Genomic DNA, 23,019 nt, shown 5'->3' with positions numbered 1-23,019 from the left:
AAGGTCACCGAGGCCCGCAGGTTACGTGCTCAATGCTCTTTATTTGGTGAATGGATGCCGGGGCACGCTGACGTCGTAGACGTTCACGGGGACTTTGGGATCCGGCGGCATCTTCAGCAGTGCCTCAAGTGCCTTCGCCTTCAGTTCCTTGTCCTCGGCATTGCCCCACACTACCGTCTTTCCGTCCACCAGTTTTAGCTCGACGGCATCAGGCGACGCAGCAGATGCCGTGGACATCCTGGCCAGCACATCGGCCGGCAAAGTGTTCAGGACAGCCGCAATCGCTTTAAACAGCCCGGTGTTGGTGGCACCTGCACCGGCGTCGATCAGGGGCAGCGCCACCGCAGACTGATCCTGCGTGGCTCCCAGCTGAACACCATCCACATCCACCATCACAAACGTGTCACCCTGCTTCAACAGGGCCACCGGTACGCGCTCATTGACGTGCACCAGCAATTCCGACGGCGGCCTTGCCTCCACGGTTGCCGAACGTACCTGGACCAAGGGCTTCAGGAGCTCATTGACTTCCTGCCCGCTCACCTGCGGCAGCGGCTTGCCCTCCACGGCTGTCAAGGCCTTCTGCACGTCCTCAGGCGTCAGCAGCTTGGTTCCGTCCACCGTGATGGTCCGGACCGCGAGCACGGGTGAATAGATGGCACCCGTTATGAGCACGGCGACGAAAGCCGTAACGATGGCGAAAGTCCACAGCAGGAGCCGGCGCTTGCGTTTGCCCTTCGGCTCGGGAAAAGCAATGACATTGTCCGGGCCGTTTTTTGGAGAAGGCTCAACTGACCTCTGGGCGCTGATGACGCTTTCCGGGGAACCACCCGCCGGACGGCCCTTATTCTCCCGACCGGAATCCGCCGCGGGCTTGAAGGTTGGCTTGCGGGTGCTAGCCACCCAACGCCTCCACAATCACCGGGCCGTATGCAGTGACATCTCCGGCTCCCACGGTCAGCACTATGTCACCCTCACCAGCGGCCGCCACAATGGCTTCCACAGCTTCGTCGCCGGAGACCAGTCGTCCCTGGGAGAGCCTGTCAGCAATCAGCGAACTAGTGACACCGGGGATGGGGTCTTCACGGGCAGGGTAGATGTCCAGGACCAACGCCGTGTCCGCAGCATCCAGCGCCGATGCAAACTCCGCAGCGAATTCCCGGGTCCGGGAAAACAAATGCGGCTGGAAGAGAACGTGGACTTTGTTGCCGCCAGCCACGGAGCGGGCGGCGGACAGGGCTGCACGCACTTCGGTTGGGTGGTGGGCGTAGTCGTCGTACACACGCACGCCCCTCCCCTGCCCCTTAAGTTCAAAGCGCCGGGACGCACCGGTGAAGTGTCCAAGTGCCGTAGCTGCCGTCCCTGGCGCTACGCCAAGCTCCAAGGCGACGGCGAATGCGGCTGCGGCGTTCAGGGCGTTGTGCCTTCCGGGGACCTGCAGGTTCAAGGTGTAGCTGGCTCCATCCACCGCTACCGACACATCACCCGGACCGCCATCGCCAAGCCGGATATCGGCGTCGTGGCTTGTCCCGTACGTCAGCACACGCGTGGTTGCCTTGGCGGCCGTCCGCTCCGCCAACGCGCGGGCGCCGGGGTCGTCCGCACATGCCAGGAGGACTCCGTGGGGCGGCAGGAGCGCTGCGAAGTTATCGAAGGAGGCGAAAACAGCTTCCGCGGTTCCGTAGTGGTCCAGGTGGTCGGCTTCCACGTTGGTGACGACGGCGATCAGGGGACGGTAGTTGAGGAACGAGCCATCGGACTCGTCCGCTTCAGCCACGAAAATGTCCGAGGAACCGTGGGCCGCGTTGACCCCCAGCGCCGGGACGTTCGCGCCAATGGCAAACGACGGATCCAATCCCGCTTCCTTGAGCAGGACCGCAACCATGGACGTGGTGGTCGACTTGCCGTGGGTGCCGGCGATGGTGACAACCCTGTGGCCGCCCATGGTCGCAGCCAATGCCTCGGAACGATGCAGCACGGGCAAACCGGCCTCGCGGGCCGCCGACAACTCAGGATTGTCGGCACGGATTGCGGAGCCGGCAACAACAGTCTGGGCGTCACCCAGGTTGCCGGAATCGTATCCCACTGCAATACGGGCACCTGCTGCAGCCAGGTCATGCATGACGGGAAGGTCCTTGGCGTCAGTACCACTCACAGGAACACCGCGGGCCACCATGATCCGGGCGATGGCAGACATTCCCACCCCGCCGATGCCGATGAAGTGTACTCGTCCAAGGGACTCAAGTGGTGCAATCGCGTGTGTCATGCGGATACCGCTTCCAAGACAAGATCAGCCATGCGCTGATCGGCGTTTCTGATGCCAAGGGCCTCGGACCTGCGGGCCATTTCGTCCAGCCTCCCGCGATCCGATACGAGCGGAATGAGCTCTTCTTTGAGCCATTCCGGGGTGAAATCTTTGTCCTGGACCATCAGCGCTCCGCCGGCCTCCACCAGCGCGGCTGCATTAAGCGCTTGCTCACCATTGCCGATGGGCAGGGGCACGAACACCGCAGGAACCCCTACTGCTGCCACTTCGCTGACCGTTGCGGCTCCGGCACGGGCGAGCAGGATGTCGGCAGCAGCGTAGACATCCTCCATTCCATCCACGTACTCCACCTGCCGGTACCCATCAGCGGCGAGGGGTCCGCCGTCGTTATCCAGGACTGCCTTGCCGGCACCGGTGATGTGCAGTGTTTGGATCCCCGCAGCTGCCAGCTCGGGCAAGGCAGCAGCCACAGCACGGTTGATGCTCAGGGCTCCGGAGGACCCACCAGTCACGATCAGGGCAGGACGGTCCGGATTGAGGCCCAGCGAAGCCTTGGCAGCAGGCGCGGCCCCGGAGCGGTCCAGTCCCGAGATTGCCCGGCTCATGGGCATGCCCACATGGCGGGCGCCGCGAAGGCGCGTACCGGCAAACGCCACGGCAACATGTCGGCTGAACCGTGCACCTACGCGATTTGCGAGCCCTGCTTTCATGTTGGCCTCATGGATCACGATGGGCGTACCGCGCCTGCGGGCTGCCAGGTACATGGGAGTGCAAACGTAGCCGCCCACGCCCACCAGGACATCTGCCTGGGCCTCATGGAGGATTCGTTCCGCTTGCTTGACGGCTCCCCGCAACCGTCCCGGAAGCTTCAGGAGATCCAGGGACGGTTTTCGTGGCAACGGGACCCGGTCAATCGTGGCGAGCTTGTACCCGGCCGCTGGGACAAGCCTGGTTTCCAGGCCCGACGGCGTGCCCACAGCCAGGATGGCAGCTTCCGGACGCTTTTCCTTGATTGCGTCCGCGATGGCCAGCAACGGACTGACATGGCCAGCCGTACCACCGCCTGCAAGCACGACGGACAAAGGCTTGGACGCGTGGGAGGAATCTGAAGTCATGAAGTGCTATTTACGCTTTCGTGCGGTCTTGGACAAACGACGCGGCAAGAGCCGGGGACGCTGTTGTGGTGGCAACTGTCCGCGGGCCAAGGACAACACTACGCCCACGCCGCACAGCGACATCACCAAGGCCGAGCCACCTGCAGAAATGAAAGGCAGCGGGACACCGATCACGGGAAGCAGCTGCGTCACCACTGCCATGTTCATGCTTGCCTGTCCCAGGAGCCACACCATGATGCCACCGGCGAGCGTGCGCTGGAACGGATCGGTCTGCCGTACGACGACACGGAAAATGGCGATGCCGAGGATGGCGAACAGCACCAGGACCACCAAGGTGCCCACCAGTCCCAGTTCCTCGCCAATGATGGCAAAAATGAAGTCATTGTGGGCCTCTGGAAGCCAGTTGTATTTTTGCCGGCTCTGCCCCAGCCCAAGACCGGTCCAACTGCCCTGCGCCAATCCGTACATGCCATTGGTGGACTGGTAGGTGAAGTCGGAATCTGCGGTGCAGGAATCCCCTGCCATGCCCAGCCAGGCCGTCACCCGGCAGATCCGGTTGGGACTGATGATTGTCATGGCTGTAGCGCCAATGGCTCCGGCGACGCCGGCAATTGCCAGCATCTTTGTGGGAACCCCGGCAAAGTACAGCCCTGCGGCAACGATGGCCATGACAACGATCGCTGTGCCCAGGTCATTGCCCACGAGGATCAACCCAAGGACCAGGCCGGCCCCTGGGACCACCGGTATGATCACGTGCATCCAGCGGTGCAGGTATTTCTCCTTGCGTGCCAGGACTGCAGCGATCCAAACACAAAGGACCAGCTTCGAAACTTCCGAGGGCTGGATGCTGATGCCGCCGATATCGATCCAGTTCTGGTTGCCCAAGGTGCTGCGACCGAAAACCTGGACAAGTATCAGCAGGACCACAACGGCACCGAGGGCCCCACCAGGACAGCCTTTTCATCCAGCTGACGTTGGTCCGCGAGATCAGGTACATCGCCACCAGTCCGACGACGCCAAACATCGCCTGCTTCAATGCATCGGCGTAGGGCGACTTGCCTTCGGAGATCGCTTCCACACTGGATGCGGAGAGCACCATCATCACACCGATGGCGGTCAGGGCCAGGGCGCATCCAAGAATGAGGTAATACGTGGAGCTGTTGGGAGCTTTGCTCTTGCCCTCCAAGCCTTCCCAGAAGGAGCGAACGTGGCCCCGAAGCCGGGCGGGCTTCCTGCGGGCAGCCGAAGGAGCCTGGGCTCCGACATCCCCGGAAACCTTGCCGCGGCTGCGGGTGGGCGTGCTGACCATTGTTACTCCTCGGTGGTCTTTGCCTGCCCTTCCACGAGCTCGCGTACTGCCTGGACGAAAGCGTCGCCACGGTGAGCGTAGGAAGAGAACTGATCCATGGATGCAGCCGCCGGAGCCATGAGCACGGTGTCACCTGGCTCCGCCACGCTGGCCGCTGCCCTCACAGCCTGGGCCATGATGGTCTCACCAAAAATCGGCGAGGAGGCGTTACCGTCTGCGGTCTGCACACTTTCAGTGTCGCCCTTGGGCTGGGCTATCACGGGGACATCCGTTGCGTGTCGCTGGAGCGACGCTTCCAAGGCCTCCGTGTCAGTGCCGATGAGCACAACCGACTTCAAACGGGGAGCGTGCTCCTTGACGAGGTCATCGTAATTGACGCCCTTGGAGAGTCCCCCTGCGATCCACACCACATTGTGGAAAGCCGAAAGAGCGGCCGAGGCAGCGTGTGGGTTGGTGGCCTTTGAATCATTGATCCACAGCACGTCGTCGTGTTTGGCCACGAGCTGGATACGGTGTGCACCGGGAAGATAGTTGACCAAGCCCTGCTTCACGGCGGCAGGCTCAACCCCATAAGCACGGACGAGGGCAGCTGCGGCCAGGGCATTGGCCACCATATGGCGCGGTGCCACTGGCCCCAGATCGGAGATGGACGCGAGTTCGGCGGCTGAGTTTTTCCGCTCTTCGATAAACGCGCGGTCAACCAACAATCCATTCACGACGCCCAGCATGCTGATGCCAGGGGTGTTCGTGGTGAATCCGACCGCGCGGCAGCCTTCCACGACGTCCGCGTTCTCCACCATGCGTTCGGTTTCAATTTGATCGGCGTTGTAGATTGCGGCCTTCTGCGTGTTCTCGTAGACCTTCGCTTTGTCTGCAAGGTACGACGCGTAGGAGCCATGCCAGTCCACGTGGTCTTCGGCGACGTTCAGGCATACGCTGGCCACCGGTGACAGCGAATGGCTCCAATGCAACTGGAAGCTTGAGAGTTCCACCGCAAAAGCGTCGTACTCCACCGGATCCCTGAGCGCGTCAAGGATGGGCGTGCCTACGTTGCCCACCGCAATGGCCTTGAGTCCGGCCGCCTGCAGCATGGACTCTGTCATCCCAACCGTGGTGGTCTTGCCGTTGGTGCCGGTGATGGTGAGCCAATCAGCGGTCTTCCGGCCAGCCCGTTCGCGGACGCGCCACGCCAATTCGACGTCGCCCCACACGGGAATGTGCTTGCGTTTGGCGGCGGCCAGCAAGGCTTGGTCCGGGCGCCATCCCGGCGAGGTCACAATGAGCTCGGGCTTGTTGCCGTCGATGAGGGGAAGGACCTTGACGGCCTCTTCGCCCAGCAGTACATCCACCGCACCCACGATTTTCAGGGTGTCGGCCTGCGCCTCTGCTTTCGCCGTGGTCGAGGCATCCACCACCACAACTTTTGCGCCAAGTTCGATGAGGGTATCTGCGGCAGCAAAACCCGACACGCCGATTCCGGTCACCACCACCCGCAAGCCACGCCAATCAGCATCCCAGCTGGTGAGATCCTTGAGGCGGTCGTTGGCCGACTGCGAGCTCTCCTGGTTTGCGTTCACAGCAGCACCACCCATTCAGCGTAGAAGATTCCAAGGCCTGCGGCCACGAAGAGCCCGGCAAGAATCCAGAAGCGGACAACAACCGTGACCTCTGCCCAACCCTTCAGTTCGAAGTGATGTTGCAGTGGGGCCATCTTGAAGACCCGTTTGCCACCCGACAGCTTGAAGAAGCCAACCTGGATGATGACGGAAAGGGTGATCAGGACGAACAAACCACCGATGAAGGCCAGCAAAAGTTCTGTGCGGGAGAGGATTGCGAAGGCGGCAACAGCGCCTCCGATTGCCAGGGAACCAGTGTCACCCATGAAGATCTTGGCCGGTGATGTGTTCCACCAGAGGAAGCCCACCAAAGCGGCGCTCAGGATTGCCGCCAGGAGCGCCAGGTCCATGGGGTCGCGTACTTGGTAACAACCGCTGCCCGCCTCACGGGGCGAACCACAGGCCTGGTTGTTCTGCCAGATCCCCATGATCGTGTAGGCGCCGAACACCATGATGGATGCTCCCGACGCGAGGCCATCCAGGCCGTCTGTCAGGTTCACGCCATTCGTAGCCGCAGTGATAATGAGGTTGGACCAAATGACAAAGAGAATTGCGCCCAGGATGGTCCCGCCAAAGGCGAGATCCAGCCAGGGGATGTCACGGACGAGGGAAATTTGCGTGGAAGCCGGACGGAGTCCGTCCTCGTTGGGAAACTGCAGCACGAGAACGGCAAAAATGATGCCAACGGCGGCTTGCAGGATCAGCTTGGCACGGGCGTTCAGGCCCAAACTGCGCTTGTTGGAAATTTTGATGTAGTCATCCAGGAAGCCAACGAAGCCCATTCCTACCATCAGGAACAGCAGAAGCAGCCCGGACGCGGAGGGCCCCTCGGACCGTGGATTCATCATCCACATGATCAAGTGGGTCACGAAGTAGCTGATCAGGACCGCCGCAACAACCACGGTCCCGCCCATGGTGGGCGTGCCTCGCTTGGTGTGGTGCGAGGTTGGGCCGTCGTCGCGGATGAACTGGCCATAGCTCTTTGCCACCAGGAATCTGATGAACAGGGGCGTCCCTATCAGGGCCACCAGAAGGGCGACGCCGGCGCCGATCAAAAGTGCAATCACAGCAGCTCGTTCCCTTCGCTTGCGGCATCTTCAGCCGCGCTTTCCCCGGTGGACTCGGGCCCGTGGGGGTAATGCTATCCGATCACCCAAATGCCTCAGCCCCACCCCATTGGAGGACTTGAACAAAACCAGGTCCCCGGGTTGCAGCTCCCGTTGCAGGAGTTCGTAAGCTTCTTCGGCAGTCTCCGTGAACGAACATTCGTCCCCCCACGAACCTTCCTGGATAGCCGATATGTAAAGGGCCCGCGCTTCGCGTCCCACCACCACGAGCCTGGAGATGTTCAAGCGCACCACCTGTGTTCCCACGGCGGTGTGCTCGCGGATGGAATCCTCGCCGAGCTCCAGCATGGCCCCAAGCACGGCCCAGGTCCGTCTGCCCTGTCCAAGATCAGCGAGTGTGCGCAGTGCTGCCCGCATCGACTCAGGATTGGCGTTGTATGCGTCGTTGATGATGGTGACACCGTCAGGGCGTTCGGTTCGTTCCATGCGCCAGCGGCTGGCGGCGGACTGGGAACTAAGCGAGGAAGCAATGTCGGCCGCCGGGATGCCCGCGGCAAATGCCGCAGCAGCGGCAGCCAGCAGGTTCGTCACGTGATGGCCGCCGATCAGGCGGCTGCGGACGCGAACGGAAGGGCCGCCGTCGGGCAGTACAAGATCAAACTCGGGGTGGCCCTCTGCGTTGACCACAACGTTGCGCGCTTCCACGTCTTCGTTCGTCGCTGGAGAGGCGCTAAAGCCCAGGACTTTCGCCGTGGTGCGGCTCTTCATGGCGGAAACCCGGCCATCGTCCAGGTTCAGGACAGCCGTACCGTGCTCACTGAGCCCTTCAACGAGTTCGCCCTTGGCCGTGGCGATGTTTTCCACACCGCCGAATTCCCCGGCGTGCGCGGTGCCGACCACCAGCACCACACCAATATCGGGCTGCACCATCCCAGCGAGGTACTTGATGTGCCCGATGCCGGTGGCTCCCATCTCAATGACGAGGAAGCGAGTGTCCGTATCGGCAGCAAAGACCGTCAACGGGACGCCGACCTCACCGTTGTATGAGCCGCGCGGAGCCACCGTGGGCCCGGCTTGGGACAACACGCCGGCGAGTAAGTCCTTGGTGGTGGTTTTGCCGGCGGACCCGGTAATGCCGATGACCGTAAATTCCTCGCCGCGCTGTTCCCTGGCGGAGCGGATGCGGCGGATTGCTTCGGCAGCAAGGGCTCCCATGGCGAGCACGGCGTCATCGACGACGACGGCGGGATACGGCTTGCCGTCGACATCGGTGACCTCGCGTTCGGCCAGCACCAGGACGGCACCCCGCTCGAAGGCAGCGTCGACGAAGTCATGACCGTCCGCGTGTTCGCCGGGCTTCGCCACGTAGAGCGAACCAGGTGTAGCTTCCCGGGAATCAGTGACGACGGAAGTGGGCGCGATGTCCCCGTCTCCGGTTAAACGGCCATGGGTGATGTGGGCGATCTCCGCCGCAGTAAGTGCAATCATCTCGGTTTAGGACTCTATCCGCTGGTCCGTTGAAACGCTGAATCCCCTGGATGTCAAGGCGGCCCGCAATTCCACTCTGTCGTCAAGGGCGAGGTTGACTCCCTTGACCTCTTGCCATACCTCGTGGCCGCGACCTGCGATGAGGATGGTGTCCTTCGGGGTGGCCAACTCCACTGCACGTCTGATGGCGGCATCCCGCGGCGAGGTTTCGATGATTTCACTGGTCAGGTTGCCGGCCTCACGGGCAGCATAGGCACCTGCCAGCACCTCTGAACGGATAGCTGCTGCATCCTCGTCGTGGGGGTCGTCGTCGCTGACGATGACAATGTCTGCCAAGCGTGCGGCGATGGCGCCCATCGTAGGACGCTTGCTTTGGTCCCGTTGCCCGGTAGCCCCGAACACCACGATCACACGGGAGCCTTCTTCGCGGGACCGCACAGCCTGAAGCGCGCGGGCCAGGGCATCCGGGTTGTGGGCAAAGTCCACCACGGAGGCCGGCGCGGTGGAGATGAGCTGCATTCGTCCGGGAACGGCCACGGTAAAGGGATCGTGGGCGTCGAGTGCGCCCTGGAGGGTCTCTGCATCGACGCCTGATGAAAGGACCATGATCGTGGCCAGGGCCGCGTTCGCCACGTTGAAGTCACCCGGCAAGCCAGTGTGTACGCTCAGGACACGGCCGTCCGTGTGCCGCAGTTCAAAATCGGTGCCGAGTCCACGGGCCGTGGTTGAGGCAACGGACCAATCGGCAGGGCTGCCTCCCGTCGTGGCAGTGAGTGTGGTTACCGGAATGTCCGCTGTTCGCGCCAGGTTGCGGCCCCATTCGTCGTCCACCATCACCACTGCCTGGCGTGCCCGTCCCGGGGTGAACAGCTCAGCTTTGGTGCGGAAATACTCGTCCATGCTGCCGTGCAGGTCCAGGTGGTCCTGGGTGAGGTTCGTGAACCCGGCGACGTCGAACATCACGCCATCCACGCGGTGATAAGCAACGGCGTGGGAGGACACCTCCATGGAGGCCGCCTCCAGCCCACGTTCCCGCATCAAGGCAAGCAGTGCATGGACGTCGGTGGATTCCGGCGTCGTCAACAAGCTCGGAATGGGATCTCCCCCGGCCAGGATTTCGATTGTTCCGATGAGCCCCGGGGTTTTACCCAGGGCACGGAGCAAGGAGTTGATGAAGTACGTTGTGGTCGTTTTACCGTTGGTCCCGGTCACTCCGAACAGTGTCGGGAACCCGCCGTCGTCCGGCTGGCTGCGGTAGATCAGGGCAGCCAAACGCCCGACGACGGTGCGCGGCTCCTCGACGATAAGGACAGGTACGGGCTGCTCGCCTGCCAAGGCAAGCTGCCGTGCCCCGGCGTCGTCCGTGACTACGGCGACCGCGCCGGCGTCGACCGCTTGGGGGACGAAGTCGGCACCATGGCGCGAAGCGCCGGGCAGGGCCATGTAAAGGTCACCGGGTTCAACGGCCCGGGAGTTCAGCGAGATGCCCGTCACTCCCCTGGTTCCGCCGTCCGCCGGGACGGCGACTCCCAGGGCTTCTGCAATGGTCGACAAAGGCACTGCAGCCACAGACGCCGGACGAAAGCCGGATGTGCCGGTCTCCGGCGTCTCGGCATGGAAAGCGGCCTCTTTGTGCTCTGACACGTGGTTCTCCGTTGATGCTCGGTGGAACGACCGGCTTGGGGCCAGCGGCGCCCAGCCGGTAGTGATGGATCAAATTCTTTGGCCGAAACAGACGCCCAAGAAGCTTACTTGACGAACTGCGGCAGGCGCGCGGGGGTCCCGGTGGATGGCGCCACGTTGTAGGTCCTGAGGACCTGCGACATGACCGAACGGAACACGGGCCCATTGGTGATGCCGTAGATATTTCCCCTCGGCCGCTGCAGCACGACTTCGACGATGAACCGGGGATCATCCATGGGCGCCATGCCCACCATCGAGGCCGTGTACCCGTCAAAGCCGGCGAGCCCATCTTCGCGGGGCGCCTGCGAGGTTCCTGTCTTGGCGCCCACCCGGTAGCCGTCGATGGCTGCGTCCTTGATCTGCCCCTCGGTCACTGCGCTTTCCAGGATGTCCCGCATTTGCTGGGCAGTTTCCTTGGACACCACCTGCCGGGACTCCTTGGCGGGAACCTTCTGCTCTTCACCCTCGGGGGTGATGTAACTGTCGATGAGCCTGGGCTGCAACATCACGCCGTCGTTGGCGATCGACTGGAAGGCCCGCACGGTTTGCAGCGTGGACTGCGATACGCCCTGACCGAACAGCACCGTGTATTGCTGGCGTTCATCCCACTGATCGGGCTTGGCGAGGATACCCGTGGCCTCCGCGGGAAGGCCGATGTCCGTTTGCTCGCCGACGCCGAATTTCTTCAGCCATTCATAGCGCTGCTCTTTGGTCAGCCTGCTTCCCGCCATCACGGTCCCGGTGTTCATGGACCAGCCCAGAATTCCGGCCAGCGTGCGTTCTTCGGTGCCGTGCTCGAACGCATCGGTGAACGTCTGGCCGTCAATGGTGTAGGACGGCGGGATAGTGAAATGGTCCAGCGGGAAGGACTTACCCTCCTCGATCACGGCAGAGGCAGTGATCATCTTCTCGACGGATCCGGGCTCGTAGGCGGCCGTTACAGAACGCACACCCCTGTCCTTGGCATCAACTTTCCCGGGATCGTTGGGGTCCGGGGCATTCGTGTCGGCCAAGGCAATGAGATTGCCTGTCTTGGTGTCGATCACAATGATGGAACCCCACTCGGCGTTCATCTTGTTGACCTGGCTTTGGATGGCCTGCTGTGCGAAGTACTGGATGTCCGTGTTGAGCGTCAGCTTGACGTCGCTTCCATCAACAGCCGGCGTGAGTTCATCAGTTGCCACGGGAATCCTGAGGCCATCGGCGCCAATCTCGAAAACACGCTTGCCCTCGGTACCGCGGAGGACCTGGTCCTGGGTTTGCTCGATGCCTGCCTGGCCTGTGGTGCCGTCCTGGAGGAAACCCACCACCCCGCCTGCCACGCTGCCGTTCGGATAGACACGCTTACTGACGCCTTCGGCGGCAACACCGGGAATATGCAGCTTGGAAATGCGGTCTTCAAGCTCGGGTTTCACATCCTTGGCCACCGTGAAGTACTTCTTGTCGCCAGTGAGGGACTCCCTGACCTTGGCGGGATCGGCCCCGAGGAGCGAAGCCAGTTCGGAGATACCCTGGTCCCGCGGGATGGTCTCTACTTCTTCGGTCTTCTCGTTGTAGCGCTTGAACTCAGCGGTGGCGGTGTTCAGGACCTGATCCACCACAATGTTGTAGCGGATGACACTGCTGGCCAGGACAGTGCCGTTGGCGTCCAGGATCCTGCCGCGTTCGGCCGGCAGTACCTGCGGCGTGAGGCGGTTCGCAAGGGCCGCCTCGGCCATGCCACCGACATCAAGGCCTTGCACCATGAAGAGTTTCCCGCCCACCACCAACAGCAGTGTCAGCATGATGCCAAGACCAACCCGGAGCCGCTTCCTCGCCGCCGGCACCTTCGTCTTTTTTGATTTGCCGGGGTTTTGCGCCACGTGGATTCCTTGCTGCTGGCCTTGCGTCGGTGATCTTGCGGGCTATTGCCCTGGTGCCTTCTGCCGGGGAGCGGGAACGGATCCCCCGTGAAGCTCTGCAGGCGCCTGGGCTGCGGGCTTGGCAGCGGGCGCAGCCGGTGTGGCCGCAGGCGCTACGGGTGTTGCCGGTTTGAGGTTTTCCAACGGATCCTTGGTAGTCACCGAGGGCACCACATCAAGCTGGCCGGCAACGGCGGGAGGGGCGATCACGGCCGCAGGGTTGTCACCCTTTACAGCCGGGGTCGCCTTTCCGGTGACCGTCATGGTGTTCAGATCGATCTGGCCCTTGACGGTGGACTGTACCATTCCCAATTCTGCAGCCTTTGCAGCCAGATTCTGGGGAGCCTCGAAGTTCTGCTTCTTCTGTGTCAGATCCTGGTTTTCCTTGTTCAGGGTGGCTGCTTCTGATTTGAGCTGCACCAACCGGTACTGGGCCGTGGATACAGAAATGTTAAGGACGAGCACTGTCAGCAGAGCGGCCGCCATCACCACGAAGCACAGGACGACAAAGGGAGTGCGCCGCTTCCCTGGGGCGCTGCGCACAAGCGAAAGCGGCGTACGGGCCTTTCGACCGGCGTCGGGCTTGCCGGCTGGAGCCGGAAGTGCCCTGGCCGTGTTGCCTACCACGGAGGGCAGTGTCTTCGCTGCGGCGGTGCTCATGCGACTCTCCTTGGCTTGATGCGCTCCACGGCCCTGAGTCGGGCAGACGCCGCGCGCGGGTTCTCGGCAATTTCTGCGGCCGTAGGCACTTCCGTGCCTTTGGTCAGTGTTTTCAGTTCGGGTTTGTGTTCTTCGAGTTCAACGGGGAATCCGAGCGGTGCTGAGGACTTGGATCCGGCCTGGAAAACGGACTTTACGATCTTGTCCTCCAGGGAGTGGTAGGACATGACGACAATCCGCCCACCCACGGCAGTCGCTGCGACGGCGGCTGGAATAGCCCGCTCCAGGACGTCGAGTTCTTCGTTGACCTCGATACGCAGTGCCTGGAAGGTCCGTTTAGCCGGGTGGCCACCACTCTTGGCGGCAGCAGCAGGTACTACACTGCGGATTTGCTCAACGAGTTCTCCGGTAGTGGCGAAGGGCTTCTCGGCGCGGGCGTTCACAATGCGATTGGCGATCCTGCCGGCAAATTTTTCCTCACCCCACTTGCGGATGATACGAACCAGGTCTTCTTCGCTGTAGTTGTTGACGACGTCCGCAGCTGTCTGTCCGCGGCTGGTATCCATCCGCATGTCCAGTGGCGCGTCATACGAATAGGCGAAGCCGCGTTCGCGCTCGTCCAACTGCAGGGACGAAACACCCAGGTCCATGAGGATGCCATGGACCTCCGGGATGCCGAGATCGGCAAGGACGTCCTCGATTTCGTCATAGACGGCATGAACCAGGTCCGTGCGGTCGGAGAAGGGCTCCAGCCGCGCGCCAGCCAAGGCCAACGCTTCCTCATCGCGGTCGATCCCCACGAGGTGCAAGTCCGGGAATCGCTGCAGCATGGCCTCGGAGTGGCCGCCCATGCCCAAGGTGGCATCAATAACAATCGGGGTCTCACCCCTGGACCGGGCTGCTTCGAAGCCCGGGGCGAGCAAGTTGATGCAGCGGTCCTTCAGGACGGGCACGTGGCGCTCAGATGTGGGCTTTGCCGCGTCCTGCTCTTCCACGTTGCCTCCTCTTTCCTCAATCGCTTGCATTCAGTTCCTTGGATCGGATCCCCATCCGCGCCTATCGTTCCGCCGGCCTGGCCCAGGGGAAGTTGAGCCAGGAAGACAGTTCGATGGGCGGCTGGAGATCCCATCCAAGGACCGGGGCCAAGGCCCCATCCCCCGGTTAGATGAACCCGGGCAGATTGTCATCGTCGGTTTCCGAGAAGGCTGCTTCCTTCTCGGCGAGGTATTCATTCCAAGCCTCGGCATCCCAGATCTCCGCGCGGGTACCGGCACCGATAACTGCCAATTCCCGGCCGAGCCCTGCATAGGCCCGGAGCGCCGGCGGAATCGTCACGCGCCCCTGCTTGTCAGGTACCTCGTCAGAGGCCCCAGACAGGAAAACCCGAATGTAATCACGAGCCTGCTTGGAGGACAGTGGTGCCTCCCGCATCGATTCGTGAATGCGCTCGAATTCCCTCTGGCTGAAGACGTAAATGCAGCGTTCCTGACCCCTTGTGAGAACCAGGCCCTCGGCAAGTTCCTCACGGAACTTCGCGGGAAGTATGATCCGGCCCTTTTCATCAAGGCGTGGGGAATGGGTGCCAAGAAACACCGGCCCACCGCCCCTCAGTCAAGGTGCCCGTTCAAACCCAACCCTGCCAATACCCTCTTATGCGCTCCACTTTACTCCACAAAGCCCCACAGTCAACGCACCACGGACCGTTTCTCCACCACTTTGAGTTTCCGAAGGCGCGTGAATGCGCGGATTCAAGGGCGTGGTGGGAAGTGGAGGGCAAGTGGAGGGCAGAGGAAGGCCTGGGGCATGCCCCATGCTCCCCGGTCGGAATCGGGTGCAGGGATGGCCGCGCTCCGCGTCCACAGCGGCTTATCAACCTCGAAGGGGTGGAAAGTGGAGGACAGGGGTTAAACGCAAAAAGACCCGTGAAGGGTCCTTTGTGTCCCCTGCCACCCAGGGGCATGCACCAGGTATAGGCGCAGGTTATTCAGGAATCGTCGCGTGGAAGGGATCCGGTTCCGGGCTAATGCTTGCGGCCACGCTCAATTGTCGTCGCGGCGGCGCTCGTCCCAGCGCTCCTCTAGATTGCTCATGAACGAACTCTTGGACTTTGACTTTCCGGCTTTCCCTTTCCGGGCCCTTGCCGAACGCCGCGCCCCTAAGAGTCGCAAAGTAGACACCTGCGCCCATCACCACAAAGCCGAGGACGCCAACAAAAATTTGTTGAAGCGACACGCCGACCAGCAGCAAAAGGATGCCTGCGATGGCACCAAGGACACCAATTATCACGTGCCGGGTTGACCAGCTGCGGATGGGATCCGAACCCATGGTGTTGGCAAACTTCGGATCGTCCTCATGAAGCTGCTTCTCAAGTTGCTCAAGCAGCTTCTGTTCATGCTCCGAGAGGGGCATCGCGACCTCCTTTAGTCAGCCAGCGTCTGGACGAATCGCGGCCTGTGCGTCTGTTTCCAAAACGATCGGGCCACGAAAAGCGTTCCCCAAAAATTTCCGCCTTGTTAGCGGACATCCTGGGACCGACTGCTCAGGAAACAGCTGTCCAGACGATCTAAATATCTGTACTAATTAGGATAGTTTGTCAGGCGCTGTTCTGAAAGACGCGCGGAAGGCGCCTGCGTGGCATCGCAGCGGTCATTTCACGTCAGGAGTCTTGCCCGGATCCAGGAGCCTGGCCGGGAGCAATGTTTTGGAGCCGAAGCGTTCGGCGACGCGGTCAAGGGCCTGCTCCGCGGCCCGCCAGTTGTCATCGCGCCGGTCAAGGCTGAGCTGCATGGACGCTTGGCCGGCCGGTTCCAACTGCTCCGCACGGACACCCACGAGACGAACGCTCATGGATCGTGCCCCCAAGGACTCCAGCAGTTGCACGGCAACCTGGTAAATAAGCTGGGCGCTGTCAACGGGAGTATGCACCGTCCGGCTGCGGGTCACCGTGGAAAAGTCGGCGTACCGGAGTTTCAAAGCTACCGTACGGGCCAGCATCCCGGAACTGCGCAGCCGCGCCGCCGTGCGATGGGACAGCCTGAGTAGCTCCCTGTGCAGCAGGGCATCGTCCGCCGAATCTGTGGCGAAAGTCTCCTCCGCGCCGATGCTCTTTTCCAGCCTCGTAGGAGTGACCGGCCTGGGATCTATTCCCATCGACAGCCTGTGGACGTGCTCTCCGCTGGCGCCAAGGACTTTTTTCAGCGATGCCACCGGCGTAGCCGCCACGTCGGCCACCGTCCGGATGCCGAGGCGTGCCAGCACCTCGGCGGTCTTGCCGCCGACGCCCCAGAGGGCACTGACCGGCAAGCTGTGAAGGTACGCGATGGTGTCCTCGGCGTCGATCTGGAGGATGCCGTCCGGCTTGCACCGCGTGGACGCGATCTTGGCCACAAACTTGGTTCCGGCAATCCCCACTGAAGCGGTGATACCAAGTTCAGACCGAACACGACGACGGATGAGATGTCCGATGTCCAAGGGAGATCCGAGACGTCGGATTGCCCCACCAACGTCCAGGAAAGCCTCGTCAACGCTCAAGGGCTCCACGAGGTCCGTAATGGAGGCGAAGATCTCCATGAGCTGTGCCGAAACCTCGTAGTAGAGCTTGTGGCGCGGGTGGATGATGACAGCGCCGGGGCACATCCGCATGGCAATGGCCATGGGCATCGCTGACTTCACACCTGTGGCCCGGGCTTCGTAGGACGCGGACAAGACGACGGAGCGTTCGGCAGGGAAGCCGACGATCACTGGCTTTCCACGCAAGTCCGGCCGGCTGCGCAGTTCCACGGAAACGAAAAAGGCGTCCATGTCCACGTGCAGGATGCTGGTTCGCCGCTGTTCCCGCAGGGCGTCTTGCGCGCTGCGGGCTGGTTCGCTGCCGGCGCTTTGGGCGCCACCGAATGCTTCCTGCCTCACAACGGCAATACTATGCCCGGCCACTGACTAAACTGGAGGCACAGTCCCCCGTCAGCCCAAGGAAGGATACCCCTGTGAAGCTCTTTGGAACTCCTCAATCGCGAGGGTTTACCCTGCTCGCAGCGAGTGTCGCCCTGGCGGTTTCCGCCTGTACTCCATCCCCCGGCAGCCCGGCTGCCACACCCGCATCCGGGAACTCCCCTGATTCCTCCACGGCTACGACCTCTTCCCCGGCCTCCGACCCATCGTCGTCACAGGCTCCTGACACGTCCGCGTCAGCCGGACCCGTGCCCGGCGCGACGGCCACAGTTGGCGCTTTGGTCCCGGGCTTTCCGGAACAGCTCATCCCGGTGATGCCCAAGACGTCCGTGCGCTCCAGCAGCTTTGACAAGAACGTATCTCCTGCCACGGTTGCCCTCGTAGGAACGGTCAAAGCTCCGCCGGAAAGCGTGGTGGATTACTACAAGACCTCGCTTGAAGCACAAGGATTCAAGGTTGTTCCAGGCCCCGAAGCCGTAGGAAACGTCACATCAATCGACTTCATCCGCGGTGACGGTGAGACGGTCAACGTGTCGGTGAGGCAAAAGGAAGGCGTTTCCACGTTCACCATCGGCGCCAACGTGGCGGCCGGGTCCGTCAAGTGACGCCGGTTTCCCAACTCCACACGGAGCAACTCGAGTTTATTGCCGGCGTCGCCGGGAAGCTGAACGGGTTCCTGGCGGTCCAGCAGGACATGATGGCTACGATTTCCCCGGACGTCGCCCCCCTCATGGGGTCAATATCCAGCCTCGTCACAGGCGGAAAACGGCTTCGTGCACTGATGTGCTACTGGGGCTGGCGGGGTGCGGGCGGTCCCGCGGGTGACGCGGACATCCTAACGGCCGGCTGCGCTTTGGAACTTTTCCAAGCCGCGGCCCTCATCCATGACGACATCATTGACCGTTCCGATACGCGTCGCGGAGGCCCCAGTGTGCACCGCCGCTTCAGCCAACTCCACGAGGCCAACGGATGGGCGCTGGACAATGAACGGTTCGGCCACGCCGCGGCGATCCTGACCGGCGATTTGTGCCTTTCCTTCAGCGAGGAATCCTTCACGGAAATCGGCCCCAGGGCAGCCGCAGGAAGTGAAGCACGCCGTATTTTCAACCTCATGCGGGCCGAGGTAATGGCCGGGCAATACCTGGACATTCTTGAGGAAGTAGCCGGTCCGGTACGCGATCGCGCGGGTTCCGTAGAGCGCGCCACCTCGATTATTCGCTATAAATCCGCCAAATATTCCACCGAGCACCCCTTGGCCCTGGGCGGAGCATTGGCGGGCGCATCGAAGGACCTGCTGAAGGCATATTCGGCATTTTCATTGCCCTTGGGCGAGGCGTTCCAATTGCGCGATGACGTCCTGGGCGTTTTCGGCGATCCGGAGACAACGGGAAAACCTGCCGGCGATGACCTCCGGGAGGGCAAGCGGACAGTGCTCGTTGGGTTTGCCATTAATCTGGCTCCCACGGATCAAGCCACGTACTTGGACGAAATGTTGGGGAAACCGAAGCTGGGTGAGGACGAAGTTTCCACAATCCGCAACATAATGGTCGAGTGCGGCGCCCTTGATGCCACGGAATCCCTCATCGACGAGCTGAGCGACAAAGCCTTCGCTGCCCTGGAACAACTGCCGCTGGAAGAATTACCGCTCACGGCATTGCGCCAACTGGCCGAGGCAGCTGTCAGCCGGGCCGCCTGACCGGGCATTTCCAGACGTTGAGACGACGACGGCGGTCAAAAACCGCCGTCGTCCACTGTTTAACTACTTATGGGAATCTAAGCGCCGGCTAACCGGCAACCAGGCGAGCGACTGATCTACCAGGCGAGCGATTGGGCGCGACGCCGAATCTCCGTCTTGCGTCCTTCGCGCAACGCATCGACAGGCCGTCCCCGCAATGAATCGTCAGGCGTAAACAACCACACGATGAGTTCTTCGTCGTTATAACCAGCATCGCTAAGAACCGCGATGGTCCCCTTCAAGCTGTCTACGACATGTCCATCTTGAATAAACAGCGCCGGGATCGAGCGGATATTCCGCTCTCCCCGCCTGATGGCCACCAGCGCACGCTCATCCAACAGTCCATGGACTTTGGTGATGGAAACTCCCAACAGCTCGGCGACATCCGGCAGCGGCAACCAGTCGGAAACAAGGCTTTCTACATTACTCACGGAACTAGGTTGCCACGCCGGGCTGCCAGTCGCCTAGCCGGAGTACGACGACGGTCCCTCCATGCGCGAGAAAGTCGCCTTTCCAGGGGGATGAATTCAGCGACGGGATTTCCATAGTGCAGGAATTGTTGTGCCGAATGAATAAGTGTGAGAGATTCACACTGATCACACTTGCAACATTGATAACATCAGTAACATTGGCAACACTGGTAACAGCGGCAACACAAACTATTCCCGCTGCTGAGATGAGGACACACTCCATGACGACGCCCCGCTCGCCGAAACGAACCATGAGCATGCCGGTAATTGCGGCAACCACGGCTGCGCTTCCCGCCGTGGTTTTGTCCTCGCTTGCCTTGGCCCAGCCAGCCACGGCTGCACCGGCACCCCAACCGCGCAAGATTCCGGCTACCCTCGCGGCAGCCATGAAGGGCCCAGGCCACCAAAGTGGGCAACGTGATTCCCGCCCAAGCGGTTGCGGCAACGCTTCCTGCCGCCCTGAGGCCCATGGCCCCCGCTGTCCCGGACACCTACAAGATCGTCCGCGGAGACACCATCAGTGCCATTGCACGCCGCTTCAACCTGGACACGGCCGCTGTCCTGCAGCTGAACAAGCTCACGGCAACAACGCTGATCTACCCTGGCCAGACCATCAAACTCACTGGCACCGCCCCGGCCGCCCCTGAACAGACGCCGGCGCCTGCGGCACCTCCGAATGCCACCACCTACACGGTGGTTCCGGGCGATACGCTGGGCGCGATCGCCGCCCGGCACGGTGTCCCGCTGTCCAGCATCTTCAGCTGGAACAATCTCGGTGGAAGCTCCATCATCTACCCTGGCCAGAAGATCAAGGTCAGTGGCGGCTCTTCGCCTTCGACTCCGCCTGCTCCTGCCCCCGCCCCGGCACCTGCGGCCACTCCTGTCGCCAGCACAGGCTCGTATACCATCAAAGCGGGCGATACCCTCAGCTCCATTGCATCGCGTCACAACGTTTCGTTGTCAGCGCTGATGAGCGTGAATACAGTTTCGGCGACGACCGTCATTTATCCCGGGCAGAAGCTCACCATCCCCGGCACTTCGTCGCTGCAGCCCGCCGGGGAGACCAAGCCACTGGTGCCGAGCACCTTCCTCGGCTTTACGTACCCGCCCGCTGTTGTCAGCTCTGCGAACGAAAACAAGGCGCTGTTGAACGCTTCGCCGGTCCCGAGCCGGGATGAAATGAAGTCAATCGTGGCTGATACCGCCCGCCGCATGGGAGTCAGCCCCTCCTTGGCACTCGCTTTCGCCGAGCAGGAATCCGGCTTTGACCAGCGCGCGGTCTCCCCCGCCAACGCCATTGGAACCATGCAGGTCATTCCTTCCTCGGGCCAATGGGCATCGGATTTGGTGGGCCGCAAGCTCAACCTCTTGGATCCATATGACAATGCGACGGCCGGCGTCGCCATCATCAGGGCACTCATCGCCACCAGCAAAGACCTTGACAACGCCATCGCCGGTTACTACCAAGGGCAGTACTCGGTCAGCAAGTACGGCATGTACGACGACACGAAGCGCTACGTCGAATCGATCAAAGCCCGGCAACGCACTTTCGGCTAGGCCGTCCCAAGCACCTTTGGACGAGGCCCGGATTCCCCGCGGATTCGGGCCTCTTCCCTGCCTCGTTTAGGATCGTATGGTGCAGGAACCAACGCAGGACCACCTCATCGGGACCACGGTGGACGGGCGCTACCACGTCCGCTCACGCCTTGCCAGAGGTGGAATGTCCACCGTTTACCTGGCCACGGACCAGCGCCTGGAGCGCGACGTGGCCCTCAAAGTCCTGCACCCGCACCTGGCCAACGACGAAACATTCCTGTCACGGCTCAGCCGCGAGGCCAAGGCCGCCGCGAGCCTGTCCCATCCCCACGTTGTCAGCGTGCTGGACCAGGGCGAAGACGGGCATATCGCTTATCTGGTGATGGAGTATGTCAAAGGCCATACGCTCCGCGACGTCATCAACCAACAGGGCGCACTTCCACCGCGCCTGGCCCTCGCCCTGATCGATCCGGTCATCGAAGGCCTGGCGGCCGCCCACGGATCCGGACTCATCCATCGGGACATCAAGCCCGAGAACGTGCTCATAGCGGAAGACGGCCGGATCAAGGTAGGGGACTTCGGATTGGCCAGGGCTGTCACGGCCACCACAAGTACTGGCGCCTTGATCGGCACGGTCGCGTACCTCGCCCCCGAATTGGTGCTCGGCAAACCCGCTGACGCCCGCAGCGACGTCTACTCAGCGGGCATCATGCTCTACGAAATGCTCACAGGCAAGCAGCCATATGCTGGTGAATCCCCGATTCAAGTTGCTTACCAGCACGTCAACGCCGTGGTTGGCCGCCCCTCCGAGGCTGCCCCCGGTCTTGCCGAAGACCTCGACGAACTTGTGCAGTGGTGCACTGCCGTGGACGCCGAAAACCGGCCCGTGGACGGCTCCGCCCTGCTATCGGAACTGCGCCACATCCGGACCACACTCAGTGACGAGCAACTGGACCACAGGCAGCCGTCCTCCCGGCCTCTCTCCCCTGCAGCTGCTGCCGGGGCAGTTGGTTCCGTTGGGGCAGCTGCTTCCGCGGGCCCCGGTTCCGGCGCAACCCCGCAGGAGAATCCCACCGAGGCCCTTGCCACTACAGCATCGCCCACGGAATTCATTCCACATCAAAGCAACCCGACAACCGTCATGGCAGCGCGGCAACCACACAACGCCGGCCTCGCCCTTCCCGGTGCGAACGATGACCCGCGCCAGCCCGGCAAACGGGAGCAAAAAAAGCTGGAGCGGCAACAGGCTAAAGACCAAGCCCGGGCTGCTGCTACTCCTGTGCGCCCCCTTCGTGAAGGCAATCCCCGCCGACGCGCTGCGATTTGGACAGTCGTGATCGTGATCCTGGCCCTGCTGGCAGGTTCTGCCGGTTGGTTCTTCGGCATGGGCCCTGGATCTCCAGGCACGGTTCCCGATGTCAAGAACAAGACAGTGGCCGAGGCCCAACAGCTCTTGCGAACGGCAGGATTCCAGTCTGAGCCCCAGGACGTATTCGACGACGACGTCCAGGCCGGTCTCGCCGTCGGGACTGAACCAAAATCGGGGGAAGTGGTACGGAAATTTCAACCCATCGCCCTTTTCGTTTCGAAAGGCGCACAGCTCTTTGCACTGCCCGGGCTGGCAGGCGGAACCCTTGATCAAGCTAAGAGTGCCCTGAACGCCGCCCAAATGACCCTCGGAAATGTCACGGAGGCGTTCGACGAAAAGATCCCTGCGGGCATTGTCATCTCCCAGGACCCTGCACCGGGCAAGGAAGTCCGCCACGGCACGCCGGTATCCTTCGTCGTCTCCAAGGGACCCCAGCCCATCCCCGTTCCCGATGTTCGCGGCTTACAGCAGGATGCTGCCGTGAAAGCAATTCAGGACGCTGGCCTGAAGGCAGTCATTGCCCCTGAGGCTGTCAACGACAAAACCGTGCCCAAAGGCGCCGTGGTGGCACAGACGCCTGGCAACGGCACGCTCATCCGCGGCGAAACAGTGACCCTGACGGTCTCCAAGGGACCCAAACTGGTTAAAGTGCCTAACTTCATCGGGAAAAACGCAGATGCGGCGCAGAAAGAACTGGAGAAGCTAGGTTTTGTGGTCGTCAGAGAGCAAGACCTGGCAATCCTAAACGTCGTCCTGAAGCAGGATCCGAAGGACACGGAAGTCGCGGAAGGTTCAACCATCAAACTTTCCGTGGTTTAGCCGAGATACACGAAAGGCGCGGTTCGGACTTCTCCGAACC

Annotated in this window: 17 protein-coding genes and 3 pseudogenes; 4 read left to right on the top strand and 16 right to left on the bottom strand. The window is 62.0% G+C overall.

All coding sequences use genetic code 11. The features are described from left to right. Positions 1–39: 39 nt before the first annotated feature. From LDP01_RS00420 to dinB, 14 genes and pseudogenes are all read right to left on the bottom strand, one after another. A complete protein-coding gene (locus tag LDP01_RS00420; RefSeq protein WP_224089557.1) occupies positions 40–900 on the bottom strand; it encodes a cell division protein FtsQ/DivIB in 861 nt (286 codons plus the stop codon). After that, a complete protein-coding gene (murC, locus tag LDP01_RS00415; RefSeq protein WP_224089556.1) occupies positions 893–2,263 on the bottom strand; it encodes a UDP-N-acetylmuramate--L-alanine ligase in 1,371 nt (456 codons plus the stop codon). The genes LDP01_RS00420 and murC overlap by 8 nt, the downstream gene beginning before the upstream one ends. Further along, complete coding sequence (gene murG / locus LDP01_RS00410) at positions 2,260–3,378, bottom strand: undecaprenyldiphospho-muramoylpentapeptide beta-N-acetylglucosaminyltransferase (RefSeq protein WP_224089555.1); 1,119 nt, start codon at positions 3,376–3,378, stop codon at positions 2,260–2,262. Before murG ends, murC begins: the two co-directional genes overlap by 4 nt. A gap of 6 nt (positions 3,379–3,384) precedes the next feature. Next, positions 3,385–4,687 (bottom strand): annotated as a pseudogene (ftsW, locus tag LDP01_RS00405) (putative lipid II flippase FtsW). Positions 4,688–4,689: 2 nt separating this feature from the next. Next, the gene (gene murD, locus LDP01_RS00400; RefSeq protein WP_224089554.1) at positions 4,690–6,279 is read right to left on the bottom strand and encodes a UDP-N-acetylmuramoyl-L-alanine--D-glutamate ligase; all 1,590 of its coding nucleotides are present in this window, start codon (positions 6,277–6,279) and stop codon (positions 4,690–4,692) included. Continuing rightward, positions 6,261–7,370, bottom strand: a complete 1,110-nt coding sequence (gene mraY / locus LDP01_RS00395; RefSeq protein WP_224089553.1) for a phospho-N-acetylmuramoyl-pentapeptide-transferase — start codon at positions 7,368–7,370, stop codon at positions 6,261–6,263. Before mraY ends, murD begins: the two co-directional genes overlap by 19 nt. A gap of 30 nt (positions 7,371–7,400) precedes the next feature. Continuing rightward, positions 7,401–8,858 (bottom strand): UDP-N-acetylmuramoyl-tripeptide--D-alanyl-D-alanine ligase, encoded by a 1,458-nt coding sequence (locus LDP01_RS00390; protein WP_224089552.1) that lies wholly within the window; start codon positions 8,856–8,858, stop codon positions 7,401–7,403. Between the two features lie 6 nt (positions 8,859–8,864). Continuing rightward, a complete protein-coding gene (locus tag LDP01_RS00385) occupies positions 8,865–10,502 on the bottom strand; it encodes a UDP-N-acetylmuramoyl-L-alanyl-D-glutamate--2,6-diaminopimelate ligase (protein ID WP_224089550.1) in 1,638 nt (545 codons plus the stop codon). A 104-nt stretch (positions 10,503–10,606) separates the two neighbouring features. After that, positions 10,607–12,403 (bottom strand): peptidoglycan D,D-transpeptidase FtsI family protein, encoded by a 1,797-nt coding sequence (locus LDP01_RS00380; RefSeq protein ID WP_224089548.1) that lies wholly within the window; start codon positions 12,401–12,403, stop codon positions 10,607–10,609. A 42-nt stretch (positions 12,404–12,445) separates the two neighbouring features. Then, positions 12,446–13,102 carry a cell division protein FtsL gene (gene ftsL / locus LDP01_RS00375; RefSeq protein WP_224089546.1) on the bottom strand — a complete coding sequence of 219 codons (657 nt, stop codon included), beginning with the start codon at positions 13,100–13,102 and terminating at the stop codon, positions 12,446–12,448. Further along, positions 13,099–14,127 carry a 16S rRNA (cytosine(1402)-N(4))-methyltransferase RsmH gene (rsmH, locus tag LDP01_RS00370; protein ID WP_224089544.1) on the bottom strand — a complete coding sequence of 343 codons (1,029 nt, stop codon included), beginning with the start codon at positions 14,125–14,127 and terminating at the stop codon, positions 13,099–13,101. Before rsmH ends, ftsL begins: the two co-directional genes overlap by 4 nt. A gap of 136 nt (positions 14,128–14,263) precedes the next feature. Continuing rightward, positions 14,264–14,695 (bottom strand): division/cell wall cluster transcriptional repressor MraZ, encoded by a 432-nt coding sequence (mraZ, locus tag LDP01_RS00365; RefSeq protein ID WP_216922947.1) that lies wholly within the window; start codon positions 14,693–14,695, stop codon positions 14,264–14,266. 446 nt (positions 14,696–15,141) lie between these two features. Further along, positions 15,142–15,511: pseudogene (locus tag LDP01_RS00360) on the bottom strand (SCO2097 family morphological protein). 237 nt (positions 15,512–15,748) lie between these two features. After that, positions 15,749–17,011, bottom strand: a complete 1,263-nt coding sequence (gene dinB / locus LDP01_RS00355; protein ID WP_224089540.1) for a DNA polymerase IV — start codon at positions 17,009–17,011, stop codon at positions 15,749–15,751. Between the two features lie 74 nt (positions 17,012–17,085). Here dinB and LDP01_RS00350 point away from each other — a divergent pair, with 74 nt between their 5' ends. Together LDP01_RS00350 and LDP01_RS00345 are read left to right on the top strand one after the other, a co-directional pair. Then, the gene (locus tag LDP01_RS00350; protein ID WP_224089538.1) at positions 17,086–17,655 is read left to right on the top strand and encodes a hypothetical protein; all 570 of its coding nucleotides are present in this window, start codon (positions 17,086–17,088) and stop codon (positions 17,653–17,655) included. After that, the gene (locus LDP01_RS00345) at positions 17,652–18,746 is read left to right on the top strand and encodes a polyprenyl synthetase family protein (RefSeq protein ID WP_224089537.1); all 1,095 of its coding nucleotides are present in this window, start codon (positions 17,652–17,654) and stop codon (positions 18,744–18,746) included. Before LDP01_RS00350 ends, LDP01_RS00345 begins: the two co-directional genes overlap by 4 nt. Positions 18,747–18,862: 116 nt before the next feature. On the opposite strand, the gene LDP01_RS00340 is transcribed toward LDP01_RS00345, so the two are convergent. Then, entirely contained in the window at positions 18,863–19,216 is a 354-nt protein-coding gene (locus tag LDP01_RS00340; protein WP_216922937.1) for an Rv2175c family DNA-binding protein, read from the bottom strand. A gap of 4 nt (positions 19,217–19,220) precedes the next feature. Continuing rightward, positions 19,221–19,643, bottom strand: coding sequence for a hypothetical protein (locus LDP01_RS00335; protein ID WP_224091199.1), 423 nt, complete (start codon positions 19,641–19,643; stop codon positions 19,221–19,223). Between LDP01_RS00335 and LDP01_RS00330 the strand changes: the two are divergent. Together LDP01_RS00330 and pknB are read left to right on the top strand one after the other, a co-directional pair. Continuing rightward, positions 19,552–20,812, top strand: a pseudogene (locus LDP01_RS00330) (LysM peptidoglycan-binding domain-containing protein). The gene LDP01_RS00335 and the pseudogene LDP01_RS00330 sit on opposite strands and share 92 nt — an antisense overlap. A gap of 76 nt (positions 20,813–20,888) precedes the next feature. After that, the gene (gene pknB, locus LDP01_RS00325; RefSeq protein WP_224089534.1) at positions 20,889–22,979 is read left to right on the top strand and encodes a Stk1 family PASTA domain-containing Ser/Thr kinase; all 2,091 of its coding nucleotides are present in this window, start codon (positions 20,889–20,891) and stop codon (positions 22,977–22,979) included. Positions 22,980–23,019: the final 40 nt, after the last annotated feature.

The organism is Arthrobacter sp. StoSoilB13 (assembly GCF_019977255.1).
Taxonomy (GTDB): Bacteria; Actinomycetota; Actinomycetes; order Actinomycetales; family Micrococcaceae; genus Arthrobacter.
Note: the sequence above shows the minus strand (reverse complement) of the source record. Positions and strands in the feature narration are given on the sequence as shown.